Source organism: Streptomyces buecherae (assembly GCF_014295035.1).
GTDB classification, from domain to species: domain Bacteria; phylum Actinomycetota; class Actinomycetes; order Streptomycetales; family Streptomycetaceae; genus Streptomyces; species Streptomyces youssoufiensis.
The window spans coordinates 3,293,362-3,309,975 of sequence record NZ_CP060404.1 but is presented as its reverse complement, the minus strand read 5'-3'; the positions used below and the strand labels follow the sequence as shown (position 1 = coordinate 3,309,975).

Annotated in this window: 13 protein-coding genes and 1 tRNA gene; 8 read left to right on the top strand and 6 right to left on the bottom strand. The window is 73.1% G+C overall.

All coding sequences use genetic code 11. The features are described from left to right. Position 1 precedes the first annotated feature (1 nt). Both H7H31_RS12355 and H7H31_RS12350 read right to left on the bottom strand, forming a co-directional pair. Positions 2-1,438: an MFS transporter gene (locus H7H31_RS12355; protein ID WP_232110289.1), complete on the bottom strand. Its 1,437-nt coding sequence runs from the start codon at positions 1,436-1,438 to the stop codon at positions 2-4. Positions 1,439-1,739: 301 nt separating this feature from the next. Continuing rightward, on the bottom strand, positions 1,740-3,497 hold the full coding sequence (locus H7H31_RS12350; protein WP_187062082.1) for a potassium/proton antiporter: 1,758 nt from the start codon (positions 3,495-3,497) through the stop codon (positions 1,740-1,742). Positions 3,498-3,810: 313 nt separating this feature from the next. Between H7H31_RS12350 and H7H31_RS12345 the strand changes: the two genes are divergently transcribed. Then, positions 3,811-6,579: a penicillin acylase family protein gene (locus H7H31_RS12345; protein WP_187062081.1), complete on the top strand. Its 2,769-nt coding sequence runs from the start codon at positions 3,811-3,813 to the stop codon at positions 6,577-6,579. A gap of 196 nt (positions 6,580-6,775) precedes the next feature. On the opposite strand, the gene H7H31_RS12340 is transcribed toward H7H31_RS12345, so the two are convergent. Next, a complete protein-coding gene (locus H7H31_RS12340) occupies positions 6,776-7,390 on the bottom strand; it encodes a 5-formyltetrahydrofolate cyclo-ligase (protein ID WP_187062080.1) in 615 nt (204 codons plus the stop codon). A gap of 100 nt (positions 7,391-7,490) precedes the next feature. On the opposite strand from H7H31_RS12340, the gene galU reads away from it, so the two are divergent. The 7 genes from galU (at position 7,491) to H7H31_RS12305 (ending at position 13,681) form a co-directional block, all read left to right on the top strand. Next, positions 7,491-8,393 carry a UTP--glucose-1-phosphate uridylyltransferase GalU gene (galU, locus tag H7H31_RS12335; protein ID WP_187062079.1) on the top strand — a complete coding sequence of 301 codons (903 nt, stop codon included), beginning with the start codon at positions 7,491-7,493 and terminating at the stop codon, positions 8,391-8,393. A gap of 4 nt (positions 8,394-8,397) precedes the next feature. After that, the gene (gene glp, locus H7H31_RS12330) at positions 8,398-9,726 is read left to right on the top strand and encodes a molybdotransferase-like divisome protein Glp (RefSeq protein ID WP_222625132.1); all 1,329 of its coding nucleotides are present in this window, start codon (positions 8,398-8,400) and stop codon (positions 9,724-9,726) included. A 221-nt stretch (positions 9,727-9,947) separates the two neighbouring features. Continuing rightward, positions 9,948-10,433, top strand: a complete 486-nt coding sequence (gene moaC, locus H7H31_RS12325) for a cyclic pyranopterin monophosphate synthase MoaC (RefSeq protein WP_187062078.1) — start codon at positions 9,948-9,950, stop codon at positions 10,431-10,433. Continuing rightward, positions 10,430-11,134, top strand: coding sequence for a MogA/MoaB family molybdenum cofactor biosynthesis protein (locus tag H7H31_RS12320; protein ID WP_187062077.1), 705 nt, complete (start codon positions 10,430-10,432; stop codon positions 11,132-11,134). The genes moaC and H7H31_RS12320 overlap by 4 nt, the downstream gene beginning before the upstream one ends. A 14-nt stretch (positions 11,135-11,148) precedes the next feature. Next, positions 11,149-11,754 carry a GNAT family N-acetyltransferase gene (locus H7H31_RS12315; RefSeq protein WP_372454920.1) on the top strand — a complete coding sequence of 202 codons (606 nt, stop codon included), beginning with the start codon at positions 11,149-11,151 and terminating at the stop codon, positions 11,752-11,754. Between the two features lie 150 nt (positions 11,755-11,904). Then, complete coding sequence (gene sepX / locus H7H31_RS12310; RefSeq protein ID WP_187117904.1) at positions 11,905-13,515, top strand: divisome protein SepX/GlpR; 1,611 nt, start codon at positions 11,905-11,907, stop codon at positions 13,513-13,515. Positions 13,516-13,607: 92 nt separating this feature from the next. Then, a tRNA-Ala gene (locus H7H31_RS12305) sits at positions 13,608-13,681 on the top strand. 203 nt (positions 13,682-13,884) lie between these two features. On the opposite strand, the gene H7H31_RS12300 is transcribed toward H7H31_RS12305, so the two are convergent. From H7H31_RS12300 to H7H31_RS12290, 3 genes are all read right to left on the bottom strand, one after another. Further along, positions 13,885-14,811, bottom strand: a complete 927-nt coding sequence (locus tag H7H31_RS12300; protein WP_187059699.1) for a nuclease-related domain-containing protein — start codon at positions 14,809-14,811, stop codon at positions 13,885-13,887. 167 nt (positions 14,812-14,978) lie between these two features. After that, the gene (locus H7H31_RS12295) at positions 14,979-16,193 is read right to left on the bottom strand and encodes an RNA polymerase sigma factor (protein ID WP_187118241.1); all 1,215 of its coding nucleotides are present in this window, start codon (positions 16,191-16,193) and stop codon (positions 14,979-14,981) included. An 8-nt stretch (positions 16,194-16,201) separates the two neighbouring features. Beyond that, entirely contained in the window at positions 16,202-16,609 is a 408-nt protein-coding gene (locus tag H7H31_RS12290) for a YciI family protein (RefSeq protein WP_187059646.1), read from the bottom strand. Positions 16,610-16,614 lie beyond the last annotated feature (5 nt).

Genomic DNA, 16,614 nt, shown 5'->3' with positions numbered 1-16,614 from the left:
GTCAGTCCACCGTGACGGCCTCGCGGTGACCGACTCCACGTGTGGAGCCGCTCACCACCGGGCCCGTGGACGGGGTGGCGAGGCGTCCGCGGAGCAGGACCAGGGTCGTCAGCGCGAGCCCCGTACCGGCCAGTGGAACCACGAATCCGGCGCTGGGCCCGAAGCCGTCGGCGAGCTGGCCGGCGGCGGTAGCGGCGCCGGCCTGGCCGAGCGCCACCGCGCCGGTGAGCCAGGTGAACGCCTCGGTGCGCGCGGTCGCCGGAACGAGCGCGTCCACCAGCGTGTACCCGGTGATCAGCGCCGGCGCGATGCACAGCCCGACCAGGAGCCCGAGCGCGCCGAGCAGCGGCACGGCGTGCACCGCCCACAGCGCGGAGGTGGCCAGGGTGAGCAGCGGGTAGGCGATCAGCAGCCGCTGCTGCGGGCTGCGCCGCCAGCTCAGGGCGCCGCAGACGATGCCGGCCACCATGTTGCCGGCGGCGAAGACGCCGTACAGGACGCCGTTGATGCCGGGCTGGCCGATCTCCTCGGTGAAGGCCGTCAGCGAGACCTGGAGGCCGCCGAAGACCGAGCCGATGCCGAGGAAGACCACGGCGAGCACCCGCACGCCCGGCACCCCGAGGGCGGAGGCGGCCGGCCGGTACGCGCCGTTCTCCGTACGTCGCGGACCGGCCGCGCCCCCGGCTCCCGCGCCCCCGGCTCCCGCCTCGGCGGCTCCCGCGCCCGCCGTCTCCGCGCCCCCGGCTCCCGCGCTCGCCCGGCGCGCTCCCCAGCGCGCGGGGCGCGCTGGCGTACGCGGGCGGCTCGGTGCCGGCTGGGTCTGGCGCTGGGCCGCGAACAGCAGGCCGCCGATGAGCGACAGGGTCGCCTCGGCGAGCAGTCCCGCGGCCGGGTGCACGCCGGTGCACAGGGCGGTGGTGAGCACCGGGCCGATCACGAACGTGAACTCGTCCGTCACCGACTCGAAGGCCGCCGCCGTCGTCTGGAGGGATGCCCGGGCGCCGCCCGTGGCCCCCGCCCCGTCGCCGAGCAGCGCCGCCCAGCGGGCCCGCACCATGGGCCCGACCTGGGGCACCGAGGCGCCGGCCGGTACCGCGGCCACGAACAGCGCCCACAGGGGCGCGCCGCCGAGCGCGAGCACGGTCAGCAGCGTGACCGAGGCGGCGTGCGTGAGCACGCCGGGAACCAGCACGGCCGCCTGCCCGAAGCGGTCCGCGAGCTTGCCGCCCTGCGGTGCGAAGACCGCCATCGAGACGCCGGCCGTGGCCGACACGGCGCCGGCGATGCCGTAGGAGCCGCTGGTGTGCTGGATGAGCAGGACGATGCCGATGGTGAGCATCGCGAACGGCTGTCGGGCCGCGAATCCGGGCAGCACGAACGACCACGCGCCGGGCGTGCGCAGCAACTGCCGGTAGCCGGGCTTGCCCGCGGCGTCGATCGGACCGGGTGCGGATCGATCGGCGCCGCGGGAGCCGCGTGCGGTGCGTCGGGTCGAGCCCGCCTCGGCGGGTTCGACCGCTGGGGGCCCGTCGGCCGGATCGGGGGAGACCGTGGGCGCCACGGCCTGGCCTTTCCACCGCCTGGTAGCGCTCCGTGGGGGTATCACGAGGCGCCGAGAGCTGTCCTCTCGCGCATGACCGTGGTAGATACCGGACGGGCCGCCGTGCGGTCGCGCCAGCTCTGCATCAGGCAGAGTTGGTCGGTTATTGCCTATCTGCACTTATGTTATCGACACACTTTCACGGCGTGTCCTGGCTGTGATCAAGCTCATCCCGGTGCCGCTCGCCGACCGCCGTGCCCGCGCTGCGGGTGGCGCCGTGCGCCGGCCGCTCGGGGCCCGTGGCGGCGCCGCGCCCGCGCCCCGGGTCGGCCGCGCGACTCGCGCCGGCCTTGCGCCCGGCAGCCGTCGTACGCCCCGCGTCCGCCGGGCTGCTAGCGCGTCGGCCCGCGCGGGCCGACGGGCGGTGGCGTCGCCAGGCCCAGGGCGGCCAGATCGCCGGGGCGCCGGGGCGCCGCGTCGACTCCGCCGGCCGCGCGTCGTCGCCGCCCGTACCGAGCCAGTCCGCCAGCTTGCCGCCCCGGCTGACCGCCCGCAGCCGCCGCTCGGCCGCGTCGCGCACCGGGTCGATGGCCACCACGAGGAGTTCGTCGCCGCTGCGCAGCACGGTCGTCGGGCCCGGTACGAAGCTCGTACCCTCGCGTACGACCAGCGTCACGGCGGCGCCGGCCGGCAGCCGCAGCTCGCTGACCTCGACACCGTGCATGCGCGAGCCCTTCGGGATGGCCAGCGACAGCAGGTGGCCGCTCAGCCGCTCCAGCGGCGCCGACTCCACGCCCAGGTCGGCGGCCAGTTCGGAGTCGCCGAGCCGTAGCCACTTGGCCAGCCAGGGCAGCGTCGGGCCCTGCACCAGGGTGTAGACGATCACCAGCACGAACACGATGTTGAAGACCCGTTGGCTCTCCGGCACCTCGGCGACCATGGGAATGGTGGCCAGCACGATGGGCACCGCGCCGCGCAGCCCGGCCCAGGACAGCAGCGCCTTCTCCTGCCACGGGGTGCGGAACGGCGCGGTGCTGACCAGCACCGACACCGGTCGCGCCACCGCCGTCAGGATGAGCCCCACCACCAGGGCCGGCACGATGTCGTCGCCGAGCTCGTGCGGCGTGACCAGCAGGCCGAGCAGGACGAACATGCCGATCTGGGCGATCCAGCCGAGCCCCTCGGCGAAGCCGCGGGTCGCCGGCCAGTGCGGCAGCCGCGCGTTGCCCATCACGAGCGAGGCGAGGTAGACCGCGAGGAACCCGGAGCCGTGCGCCAGCGCACCGCCGGCGTACGCGGCGACCGCGATGGCCAGCACCGCGATCGGGTACAGGCCGGAGGCGGGCAGCGCCACGTGGCGCAGTCCGTACGCGCCGAGCAGGCCCACGGCGAGGCCGATCGTCGCGCCGATGGCCAGTTCCAGGGCGATCTCGCCGACCAGGACGTACCAGTGCTCGATCGGTCCGGTCGTCGAGAACGCGACGACCAGGATCACGACCGGGGCGTCGTTGAAGCCGGACTCGGCCTCCAGGGCGCCGGTGAGCTTGCTGGGCAGGGGCACCTTGCGCAGCACCGAGAAGACGGCCGCCGCGTCGGTCGAGGAGACCACGGCTCCTATGATCAGCGACTGCTTCCAGTCGAGCCCGACCAGGTAGTGGGCGCCGGTCGCGGTGACCCCCACGCTCACCGCGACGCCGACCGTGGAGAGCATGGCGGCCACCGGCAGGGCGGGTTTGACCTCGCGCCACTTGGTGCCGAGACCGCCCTCGGCGAGGATGACCACCAGCGCCGCGTAGCCGATGACCTGGGTCAGTTCGGCATCGTCGAAGACGACGCCGACCAGGCCGTCCTGGCCTATGGCGACGCCGATGCCGAGGTAGATGAGCAGGCTGGGCAGCCCGCTGCGGGATGACAGGCGCACTGCGGCCACGGCGACCAGGAGCACCAGCGCGCACATCAGCAGGAGTTCGTTGAGGTGGTGAACAGTCAGGGGCCGACCCTTTCGCGCGGGTTTCGACCGAAATGCTTTACCCCGGCCGACCGGAACTTCATTGCCTTACCTAACATTTTACGGGTTCTTAACGCCTGTGATCGAGGCGGGGGCGGTGCCGACCGATTCCGCCGTGATCGTTCACGTCGATCCCCGGCGGTCGCGGCGACCGTCGGGCACGCCCGATCGCCGGCCACTGACTCCGCGTAGGGGAGCCGCCCGCGCTCCGGCTACGGTTGCTCCAGCACTCCAGGTCCACCCTGCCCCTCGAAGGACAGCGATGCCCTCCCGCGAAGAACCGACCGCCCCTTCCGGAAAGAAGAAAAGGAAGAGGCGGCGCGCCCGTCTGATCGTGATCGCAGTCGTGCTGGCGCTCGTCGCGGGTGTCGGCTATGGCGTGTTCTGGAGCATCAGTACGGTGCGCGCCTCGTTCCCCGAGACCACCGGCTCGATCCAGCTCGACGGCATGTCATCCCCGGTCCAGGTCAAGCGCGACGGCAACGGCATCCCGCAGTTGTACGCGGACACCGCCGAAGACCTCTTCCGCGCCCAGGGCTTCGTGCAGGCCCAGGACCGGTTCTGGGAGATGGACGTACGACGGCACCTGACGGCCGGGCGGCTGTCCGAGATGTTCGGCTCCGGCCAGGTCGAGACCGACGCGTTCCTGCGCACCCTCGGCTGGCGCGAGACCGCGCAGCGCGAGTGGGACACCAAGCTGTCGGCCGCGACGAAGAAGTACCTCACGGCGTACACCGCGGGCGTCAACGCCTACCTGGAGGACCACGAGGGCAAGGAGCTGTCCGTCGAGTACGCGGCGCTCAGCTTCGAGAACGACTACAAGCCGCAGAAGTGGAGCCCGGTCGACTCGGTCGCCTGGCTCAAGGCCATGGCCTGGGACCTGCGCGGCAACATGCAGGACGAGATCGACCGCTCGCTGGCCACCAGCCGGCTCAGCGCCCGGCAGATCGAGGACCTGTACCCGGCGTACCCGTACGACCGGAACCGGCCGATCGTGGACCGGGGCGCGGTGAACCCGCTGACCAAGGAGTTCGACCCCAAGGGCGAGGAACAGCCGACCGGGGTCGACGCGCCCGCCACCGGCGCGGACTCGGGCATGGGACAGGGCCTGCGCAGCGGGCTGTCCTCGCTGTCCAAGACGCTGGACGAGATCCCGGCGCTGCTCGGCCCGAGCGGCAACGGCATCGGCTCCAACTCGTGGGTGGTCGCCGGCGAGCACACCACCACCGGCAAGCCGCTGCTGGCCAACGACCCGCACCTGGCCCCGCAGATGCCCTCGCTCTGGTACCAGATGGGCCTGCACTGCAACCGGGTCAGCGCCAAGTGCCCGTACGACGTGGCCGGGTACACCTTCTCCGGCATGCCGGGCGTGGTCATCGGCCACAACGCGGACATCGCCTGGGGCATGACGAACCTGGGCGCTGACGTCTCCGACCTGTACCTGGAGAAGGTCACCACCGACGGCTACCTGTACGACGGCAAGCAGCGGCCCTTCACCACCCGCAAGGAGACCATCAAGGTCGCCGGCGGGAAGGACCGCACCATCACCGTCCGCTCGACCAGGAACGGGCCGATCGTCTCGGACCGCGAGGACGAGCTGGAGACGGTCGGCAAGAAGGCGCCGGTCGGCGACGCGGCCCCGGACCGCGGCGACGGCTACGCCGTGTCGCTGCGCTGGACCGCCCTCGACCCGTCCCGCACGATGGACGCGGTGTTCAAGCTCAACCGGGCGCGCAACTTCACCGAGTTCCGCGCCGCCGCCGCCGACTTCGCCGTGCCCTCGCAGAACCTCATCTACGCGGACACCGAGGGCAACATCGGCTACCAGGCGCCCGGCAAGATCCCCACCCGCGGCGAGGACAAGAACGGCAAGCCGATCGACGGCCGCTACCCGGCGCCGGGCTGGGACTCCACGTACAAGTGGACCGGCTACATCCCGCAGAAGGCCCTGCCGTACGAGTACAACCCCAAGCGCGGCTACATCGTGACGGCCAACCAGGCCGTCGTCGACCGCGAGCGCTACCCGTACCTGCTGACCAGCGACTGGGGCTACGGCGCGCGCAGCAAGCGCATCACCGACCTCATCGAGTCGAAGATCAAGGACGGCGGCAAGATCTCGACCGACGACATGCAGACCCTGCAGATGGACAACACCAGCGAGATCGCCAAGGTGCTGACCCCGTACCTGCTCAAGATCAAGATCAGGGACGGGTACGTCCGCGAGGCGCAGGAACTGCTGGACGGCTGGGACTACACGCAGGACTCCGACTCGGCCGCTGCCGCCTACTTCAACGCCGTCTGGCGCAACACGCTCAAGCTCGCCTTCGGCAACAAGCTCCCCAAGGAGCTGCGGGTCAAGAACCAGTGCCTGCGGGTACGGCCCGCCGACGAGACCGGGCCCGTCGAGGACCTGGACGACGACAGCGACCTGATCACCGAGTGCGGCGAGCGCGACAAGGACGTGGCCCAGCCGGACGGCGGCGACCGCTGGTACGAGGTCGTGCGCGGCCTCCTCAAGCAGCCGGACAACGACTGGTGGCACACGAACGGCAACCAGACCAACCGCGCCACCGACAACCGGGACGAACTGCTGGCCCGGGCCATGAAGGACGCCCGGTACGAGCTGACGTCGAAGCTGGGCAAGGACATCAACACCTGGAGCTGGGGCCGATTGCACCAGCTCACGCTGAAGAACCAGACCCTGGGCACCAAGGGCCCCGGCTTCGTGCAGTGGATGCTCAACCGTGGCCCGTGGAACCTCAGCGGCGGCGAGGCGGCGGTCAACGCCACCGGCTGGAACGCGGCGGGCGGCTACGAGGTGGTGTGGGTCCCGTCCATGCGGATGGTGGTCAACCTCGACAACCTCGACAAGTCCCGCTGGATCAACCTGACCGGTGCCTCTGGCCACGCGTACCACGAGCACTACGACGACCAGACCAGCAAGTGGGTCAAGGGCGAGATGCTCGACTGGGCCTTCAGCGAGAAGGCCGTGGACGAGGCGACGGACGACAAGCTGGCCCTGACGCCGTAGACGCCCGGGGCGCCGGCGCGGCCCGGTAGCGGGAGCCGAGCCCCGCGCCCCGGGGCCGCGCGCCCGACGCGAGAGCGCCGGTGAGACTGGTTTCGGCCAGCCTCACCGGCGCTCTCGCGTGCGCGCCCGGCTCAACACCCCGGCGGGCGAAGCGGGCGCACGCCCCCCGGCGCCCCGGCGTTCGACACTCCGGCGCTCAACACTCCGGCGGGCGGAACCGGCGCACGCCCCCCGGCGTCACCACCGCGTGGACCGCCCGGTCGTGCGGGTCCCGTGGCACCCGCTCCACCACCTCGTGCGCGTAGAGCAGCACCACCAGGGCCGGCCGCGCGCCCGCGATCTCCAGGCGGGCCAACACCCGGTCGTAGCTGCCGCCGCCGCGCCCGAGCCGCACCCCGCGCCCGTCCACGGCGAGCCCGGGCAGCAACACCGTGTCGGCCGTGAGCACCGCCTCGGGCCCAAGGCGCGGGCCCGTCGGCTCCCACAGGCTGATCTTGCCGGGGTGCGCCACCTCGGCCAGGTGCTCGGCGCCCGCGTACTCCGCCCAGTCCAGGTCGTTGTCCGGCAGCAACACCGGCAACAGCACCCGCACCCCGCGCTCGCGCAACACGTCGAGCAGCGCGCCGGTGCCCGGCTCGCTGCCCACCGAGACGTACGCCGCGACGGTGCGCGCCGCGCCCAACTCGGGCAACTCCAGCGCGTGCCGTACAAAACCAGCCAGTGTTTCCTCGACGTCATCTGCGGTCAACCTGGACCTCATCGTCAGGAGATCTCGCCGCAACGCCCGCTTACTACCGTCGGCCCAGGTCATGACACGTATAAACCCCTCGTGTGTGCTGCTCTTGTGACGCCTCGGGTCATATTCGGCAGACCAGCATGATCTACGCAAAACCACCGGTAGGGTGCTCCGCATGACTCCATCGCGCACTCGGATCAGCAAGGCTGTCATCCCCGCCGCCGGCCTCGGGACCCGCTTCCTCCCGGCCACCAAGGCCACCCCCAAGGAGATGCTGCCGGTCGTCGACAAGCCCGCGATCCAGTACGTGGTCGAAGAGGCAGTCACCGCCGGGCTCTCCGACGTCCTCATGGTCACCGGCCGCAACAAGCGCCCCCTGGAAGACCACTTCGACCGCAACTACGAACTCGAAGAAGCCCTGCGACGCAAGAAGGACGAGTCCCGGCTCGCCCGCGTCCAGGAGTCCAGCGACCTGGCGACCATGCACTACGTCCGCCAGGGCGACCCCAGGGGACTTGGCCACGCCGTGCTGTGCGCCGCACCGCACGTCGGCGACCAGCCCTTCGCCGTTCTCCTGGGCGACGACCTCATCGACCCCAGGGACCCGCTGCTCGCGCGCATGATCGAGACGCAGGAGACGCACGGCGGCAGCGTCGTGGCCCTCATGGAGGTCGACCCGGCGCAGATCCACCTCTACGGCTGCGCCGCCGTCAAGACCACCGACGCCGAGGACGTCGTACGCGTCACCGACCTGGTCGAGAAGCCGGACGTGGTCGACGCCCCCAGCAACCTCGCCATCATCGGCCGCTACGTGCTCGACCCCGCCGTCTTCGACGTGCTGCGCACCACCGAGCCGGGACGCGGTGGCGAGATCCAGCTCACCGACGCCCTGCAGACCCTCGCGGCCGACGAGACCGTCGGCGGCCCGGTGCACGGCGTCGTCTTCCAGGGCCGCCGCTACGACACCGGCGACCGTGGTGATTACCTGCGTGCCATTGTCAGACTCGCGTGCGAACGTGAGGATCTGGGTCCGGACTTCCGTGCCTGGCTTCACCGTTACGTCACCGAGGAGATGTAGCCCGTTGAGTAGCACCGCCGAACCGGCCACCAGCAGACCCGAGCGGACCTGGCTGGTGTCCGAGCACCTCGACGACGTCCTCGGCCGACTGCGCCCGCTGGACCCGATCGAGCTGCGGCTCCTCGAAGCGCAGGGCTGCGTCCTGGTGGAGGACGTCACCGTGCCGGTGGCCCTGCCGCCCTTCGACAACAGCTCGATGGACGGCTATGCCGTGCGGGTGGCCGACGTGGCCGCCGCCAGCGAGGAGTTCCCGGCGGTTCTCACCGTCATCGGCGACATCGCGGCCGGCAGCGGCGACCTGCCCCGCGTCGGCCCCGGCGAGGCCGCCCGCATCATGACGGGGGCTCCGCTGCCGCCCGGCGCCGAGACCGTCGTGCCCGTCGAGTGGACCGACGGCGGCAGCGGCGGCGGCCCGGCCAGCGGCATGCTCGCGCACAGCGCGGCCCCCGAGGGCGCCGGCGGCGAGGTCCGGGTGCACCGGCCGGCCGCCGCGCGGGCGCACGTGCGCGCCCGGGGCAGCGACGTCGGGGCGGGCGAACTGGCCCTGAGCGCCGGCACGGTGCTCGGCGCCCCGCAGATCAGCCTGCTGGCCGCCATCGGCCGCGCCACGGCCCGGGTCCGGCCCCGACCGCGCGTGGTCGTGCTGTCCACCGGCAGCGAACTCGTCCCGCCGGGCGAGCCGCTGGGCCCCGGTCAGATCTACGACTCCAACAGCTTCGCCCTCGCCGCCGCCGCCCGCGACGCGGGCGCCATCGCCTACCGCGTCGGCGCGGTCACCGACGACGCGGCCACGCTGCGCGCCACCATCGAGGACCAGCTCATCCGCGCCGACCTCCTCGTCACCACCGGCGGCGTCAGCGTCGGCGCGTACGACGTGGTCAAGGAGGCGCTGACGGGTCTCGGCGACGACGCCGACGGCGTACGGTTCCGCAAGCTGGCGATGCAGCCGGGCAAGCCGCAGGGGTTCGGCTTCGTCGGCGAGGGCGGTCGGGACCGCGCCCCACTGCTCGCCCTGCCCGGCAACCCGGTCAGCGCGTACGTCTCCTTCGAGCTGTTCGTCCGCCCCGCCATCCGCACCCTGATGGGCGTCGAACCCGTGCACCGCACGGTGGTCAGCGCGGTCTGCCCGGAGGGCGTGGCCAGCTCGCTGCCGGGCCGCCGCCAGTACCTGCGCGGGCGCTACGACGCGGACGAGAACGCCGTCACCCCCATCGGCGGCTCCGGCTCCCACCTGGTCAAGGCGCTCGCGCACGCCAACGCGCTGATCGTGCTGCCCGAGGAGACCACGTCGCTGGAGCCGGGCGGCACCGTGGACGTCGTGCTGCTGGACTGACTGACTGGCTGTCGGCCTGACCGCTGGACGATCGCTGGTCAGACCGCTGGGACCGATCGCTGGTCAGACCGCTGGACCGAGCGCGCCGCAGGGGGCGCGCGGGAGCGGGGCGGGGCCGGGGCGCGGGGGCGCGTTCCCGGGCGGCGCACCGTGGGTGGTTGCCGCGCTGACCGCAGGGCACGGCCGGTACGGTTGCTGCCCTAGGACCGACCGGGAGAACCATGAGCAGCGCCCAGGACCACCTCACCCATCTCGACGACGCGGGCGCGGCACGCATGGTCGACGTCTCGGCGAAGGACGTCACCGCGCGTACCGCCACCGCCAGCGGGCGGGTACTCGTCTCGCCGCGCGTCGTCGAGCTCCTGCGCGGCGACGGCGTGCCCAAGGGCGACGCCCTGGCCACCGCCCGGATCGCCGGCATCATGGGGGCCAAGCGCACCCCGGAGCTGATCCCGCTCTGTCACCCGCTGGCCGTCTCCGGCGTCAGGGTGGACCTGTCGGTCGCCGACGACGCGGTGGTCATCCGCGCCAGCGTGAAGACGACGGACCGTACGGGCGTGGAGATGGAGGCGCTGACGGCCGTCACCGTCGCGGCGCTGACCGTGATCGACATGGTCAAGGCCGTCGACAAGGCGGCGGTCATCACGGACGTCAGGGTCGAGGAGAAGTCCGGCGGAGCGTCGGGCGACTGGAGCCGCACCTCATGACCACGCCCTCGCCCGCGGGCCCACCCTCCGAGCCACCCGCCCGGCACGCGCCGACCGACGGGCCGCGCTACCGCGCCCTGGTGATCACCGCCTCCGGGCGCGCCGCCGCCGGCGTCTACCCCGACAAGGGCGGCCCGCTGCTCGCCGAGGGGCTGTCCGCGATGGGCTTCCTGGTCGAGGGGCCGCTCGTGGTGCCGGACGGCGAGCCGGTCGGGGCGGCGCTGCGGGAGGCGGTGGCCGCCGCGTACGACGTGGTCGTCACCACCGGGGGCACCGGCATCTCGCCCACCGACCTGACGCCCGAGATGACGCGCGCCGTCCTCGACTACGAGATCCCGGGCATCCCGGAGGCGCTGCGGGCCGAGGGGCTGGCGAAGGTGCCGACGGCCGCGCTGTCCCGGGGGCTCGCGGGGGTGGCCGACACCACGCTGATCATCAACCTGCCCGGTTCCTCGGGCGGGGTCCGGGACGGCCTCGCGGTGCTGGGCCGACTGCTGGTGCACGCCGTGGACCAGCTCCGGGGCGGCGACCACGCCCGCCCCGCAGAGGCCGCACACCCCGCCGCACCGAGCGCCCCGAGCGCACCGGGCGCGCTGACCGGGCAGCCAGCGCCCGCCGCCCCCGACGAGCCGCCCGCACCGAGCGAACAGAGCCGCCCCGTGGGAGGCGCCCCCGACGAGTCGGCCGGGAGCCCGCGCTGAACGCCTGCTGGCCGGTGGCGCTGGTGGACGGTCCCACGACCCTCCGCCCGATAAGGCTGCGCGACCAGCGCGCCTGGCGCGAGGTCAACCGCCGCAACCGCGAATGGCTGCGCCCCTGGGAGGCGACGATCCCGCCGCCGCCCCCCGGCGGCCCGGTCGCCCAGCGCCCCACCTACCGGCAGATGGTCCGTCACCTGCGGGCCGAGGCGCACGCGGGGCGGATGCTGCCGTTCGTCCTCGACTACCAGGGCCGGCTGGCCGGTCAGTTGACGGTGGCCGGGATCACCTGGGGCTCGATGTGTTCGGGCCACATCGGCTACTGGGTGGACAAGGCGGTCGCCGGACGCGGAGTCATGCCGACCGCGGTGGCGCTGGCCGTGGACCACTGCTTCCGCTCGGTCGGGCTGCACCGGGTGGAGGTCTGCATCCGCCCGGAGAACATCCCGAGCCGTCGCGTGGTGGAGAAGCTCGGCTTCCGCGAGGAGGGGCTGCGGCCCCGGTACCTGCACATTGACGGCGCGTGGCGGGACCACCTGGTCTTCGCGCTGACCGTGGAGGAGGTGCCGGACGGGCTGCTGAGCCGCTGGCACCGGATGAGTCCCGGCACCTCACCGATATAGAAGAGGCATTCGATAATGGCCACACTTTGAACACATTTGCCGGTAAGTCGTCGCACCAATCACAAAAAAAGCTTGAGATATGAGCCAGATCGTGCGACACACCGCGCCAATTGGCGGATCGGCCCGCTCCGCTCCCTCTACCGTGTCACCGTGAGCAGCAGTGGCCTCATCTACGCAGTCATCGTCGGGGCCTGGGCCGCCTACCTGGTGCCCATGTGGCTCCGCCGGCAGGACGAACTCAACGACGCCCGTCCCACGGAGCGCTTCAGCACGGCCATCCGGCTGCTGTCCGGCCGAGCGGCCATGGAGCGGCGCTACACCAAGGGACTGGACGCCGGGGAGCTGCCCGAGGCCGCATCCGACGATGCCCCCACGCCGGTCGGCGCGGCAGCCGACGCCGTCCCGGGCCCGCACGCGCCGGACCGGACGCCGGTCGGGGTGGGCGGCCCGGACGACGAGACCGACGTCGTCGACGTACGGGCCTTCGCCCACCCCGCGACGATGAGCGTCACCGTCACCGACGCCCTGCTCGCGGACCCGGCCGAGCGCCCACCCGCCGGGCCCGGCGGCGCCGCCCCGGCGGACGGGCCGCCCGCGACGGGCGAGGCGGACGCCCCTGGGCGACGGGACGCCGGCGCCGGCGCGGACGGTGGCGCCGGGGAGCGCACCCGGCGCGCGAAGGTACTGGCCCGGCGCCGGCGCACCACGGTGCTCCTCTTCCTCGCCTTCACCGTCGGCTCGATCGTCGCCGCCGTCGGCGGGGTCGCCTTCCTGTGGGCCCCGGTGGGACCGGCCGTGCTGCTCAGCGCGTACATCGTCTACCTGCGGATGCAGGAGCGCCGCCGCTTCGCCTTCACCATGGACCAGCGCCGCGCCGAGCTGGCCGCCCAGCGGCTGCGCGAACAGCGGGGGCGCCCGGCCTCTGGATCGGCCCGGCCGGGCGCGGCGGGCGCCCAGCCCGGCGACCGCCCCGCCGACGGCCCGGCTCCCGACCGCGGCCCCGGCGCCGACCGAGGCCCCGACCGCCCGACCCCGCCCCGCCCCACCGCCGACCGCCCCCGCCCGGAGCGGCGCGGGCCCGCCCGCCCCAGCGCGGGCATGCCCCGCCAGCCGGGCAGCGGCAGCGCCAGCGATCAGGCACGCCGGCTGACGGCCGGCGACGAAGCGGTCGGGCAGCCGACGTACGAGGGCGAGCGCGGCCCGAAGCGAGCGCACGGCGGCGACCCGGCTCCGCGCGTCCACGACGGCGACCCCGCCCGGCGCCCCACGCCGGGCGCCGGCCCGGCCCGCCGCGCCGCCGCGGCGGCCGGTCGCCCCACGCCCGACGACCGGCCCGAGGGCGCGGCACCCGCCGTGCCGTCCGACGCGGCCCGTTCCGCGCACGCGGCCGACCGCAGGGCCCTGGTCGAACAGACCGACCACGCGGAGTGGGTGGACGAGCGGGAGCGCGAGCGCGGCGGCGCGGCGGGCCAGAGCTGGGACCCGGTCCCGGTGCCGCTGCCCACCTACGTCACCGCCCCGGTGGCGCCCCGCGCCACCGCCGACGCGGACCTCGGCGCCCCCGACAACTGGAGCCCGTCCCGCTCCAGCGCCGCCGAACCCACCGACGGACCGCCCGCACCGGCCGACCCCGTCGGCTCCGCCCCTGGCGACCCGTCCCAGCCCGACACCGGCTCACACCGCCCGGCCCGCGACCGGGGACGCACGCCACTGTTCGACCAGTACGCCGACGAGTCCCGCCCCCGAGCCGCCAACGAGTGACACCCGCCACGCCCGTCACGACCATCGTTGACCAGCGAGGGAGCGGATTTCCGAGCAGCCCGAGAGGGATGCTAGAGTTTCACTCGTTGCAAGGGCCTGTGGCGCAGACTGGTAGCGCACCTCGTTCGCATCGAGGGGGTCAGGGGTTCAAATCCCCTCAGGTCCACCGCAGCTCAGAGCCCCAGCCAGGGAAACCCGGCTGGGGCTCTTTGGTGTCGTATAACAGCGCAGTACAGCAACTACCGTGGATCTCGCTCGTCCAGGCCCTCGCCGCTTGTGCCGGTGCCTGCCGAGCCGCCGCAGTGCCTTACGGGTCGCTTCTGACGGTACGTGTGAAGAAGGCTGATCCCCCCGCACAGCGGGCTCAGGTCAGGCTTTGAGCCAGACGCGGCGGTGACGCGCTACGGCGTAGACCCGCTCGACCTGTTCAGGGGTGAGCTTCCCGGAGAGAGGGCCGAGAGCCGCCACTTCTCGTTCTTGGTAGACCCGCACCGTGAACTGCGTGGCGGCGCGTTGGAGGGACGTGACGCCAACGAACACCAGAGCCGGTTCCACCGGCACGGGGAAGTCGCAAAAGCGTCCCAACACACCTCGTACGTAGTCAGCCTCAGCCTTGCTCGCCGCGGCGTAGGGCTCCGGTTTTCTTCCGTTCACCCGAGCCATGGTGTCGCCGATCCAGACCGAGGCGCCCTGGTGTTTCTTGGTGTTGATGCTGAACACGCCCCCAGGGCCGATCAGCAGGTGGTCGATGTCTCCACCGTTGCTCTTCTCGATGCCGTGGAGAACGCGCCAGCCGAACGCGGACAAGCGCGCCAGTTCCCGGCCTACTCGGCGTTCCCCTTCGAGCCCGGTGTACCAACTGTCCCATTCAGAGGGCTGACGCAGGACCTTCGCCCATAATCGCTCACCCGCGGACGGTCCTCGCTCGGCGATCATTCCGAGCAGCCTGGCGCCGGGGCGGTTCCGCGCCAGATCCTCACTCGGAGAAAGCGATGGGAGGGAAGCCGGACACCTCGGCCGGCGCGCGGGAGCCGGGCGGACGGGGCGGGCGGGCGGTCGAACGTCTGACACGGAAGGCGGCGTGCGAGCGCCGGGTCGCCCGGAGGGGGTGACCGTGACGCCCTCACCAAGGTGCTTTCGGAGCAGCGACAGGGCCGCGTCGCGGTAGTTCTCCGCCTTGATCGTCACGGCCTTCGTCGCTCGGTCCGCCCACGCGACCGTGGTGCCGTCCGGCAGATTGACGTAGAGCCGGTCCTTGCCGTGCCGCTTCCATGGCTTCACCGTGAGATCGCTCATCGGTCTCCCCCCAGTCCGTGCCGACCTCCCCTATGCCAGCAGTCAACGGCTAGATCGACAAGACTGCGTGGCCGCTGCGACCTGTTACAGCGTTCCCCACCTCACCCAGCCCGCCCGCTCCAGGCGGGGAGGGGAGCGGGCACGCGCGGGAGCGGGCGGGGGCGGCGTCAGGGGCGCAGGCGGGCGTTGAGGCGGGCGGCCTGGTGGGTGAGGTGGGTGCGTTCGGCGAGGTTGGGGGCGCGGTGGGCGGCCTCGGCGTAGAGGCGGGCGGCCGTGGCCAGGTCGCCGGCGCGTTCGTGGAGGTAGGCCGCCACCGCCTCGCGGCGGGGGAGCGGGTGGGCCTTGGCCGAGGAGTCGCGGGTCGAGGCGTCGAGTTCGGCGAGGGCGGCCAGGCCGGCGCGTGGGCCGTCCGCCTCGCCCACGGCGACCGCGCGGTTGAGCCGGACGACCGGACTGTCGGTCAGCCGCGCGAGTTCGTCGTACCACTCGACGATCTGCACCCAGTCGGTCTCCTCGGCCCGCTGGGCGTCCGCGTGTAGGGCCGCGATGGCGGCCTGGGCCTGGAACTCGCCCAGTCGGTCGCGGGCGAGGGCCGCCTGGAGGATCTGGACGCCTTCGGCGATCAGCGTCGTGTCCCACCGGCCGCGGTCCTGCTCGGCCAGTGGCACCAGGCTGCCGTCGGGCTGGGTGCGGGCGGCGCGCCGGGCGTGGTGGAGCAGCATGAGGGCGAGCAGGCCGGCCACCTCGGGGTGGTCGATCGAGGCGGCGAGCTGGCGGGTGAGCCGGATGGCCTCGGCGGCGAGGTCGACGTCGCCGGAGTAGCCCTCGTTGAAGACCAGGTAGAGGACGCGCAGCACGGTGGCGACGTCGCCGGCCCGGTCGGGCCGGCCCGGCGCGTCCGGCTCCGCCCCGGCGGGGGAGAGTCCCACGCCGGCGACGGTGCGCTTGGCCCGGCTGATGCGCTGCGCCATGGTCGCCTCGGGCACCAGGTAGGCCCGGGCGATCTGGCGGGTGGTGAGCCCGCCCACGGCGCGCAGCGTGAGCGCGACCGCGGACGAGGGGGTCAGCGACGGGTGGGCGCACAGGAAGTAGAGCCGGAGCGTGTCGTCCACCGCGGTCGCCGGGCCGGGCGCCGGCTCCGACTCGACCAGGTCCTCGCGCCGGCGGCGGGCCGAGTCCGCCCGTATCGCGTCGAGGAACCGGCGCCAGGCCACCGTGACCAGCCAGCCCTGCGCGTCCCGTGGGGGATCGGCCGGCCAGGTGCGGAGCGCCTCGACCAGCGCGTCCTGCACGGCGTCCTCGGCCGCCGCGAAGTCGGCTCCGCGGCGGACGAGGATGCCGATCACGCGCGGCGTGAGGCGGCGGAGCAGAAGCTCGTCCATCGAGGTGGTCACTCCGTGATGGTGGGCGGCGCGGAGAGGAACGGGCGCAGCTCCAGCCACTCGTGGATCGGCTCGCCGCCGGCGCCGGGGGCGGCCGACAGTTCGGCGGCCAGTTCGAGGGCGCGCTCGTAGCTGTCGACGTCGATCACCATCCAGCCGGCGATGAGGTCCTTGGTCTCGGCGAACGGACCGTCGGTGACCGGCGGGCGGCCCTCGCCGTCGTACCGGACCCACGTGCCCTCGGGCGCGAGCCCTTGACCGTCGACGTACTCGCCGGTCTCCTCAAGGCGGACCGCGAAGTCGTGCATGAACTGCACGTGCGCCGAGACCTCCGCCGGCGTCCACTGGTCCATCGGCACGTTGTTCACCGGTGCCGGGGCGCCGCGGTAGTGCTTGAGCAGCAGGTACTTGGCCATGGTGG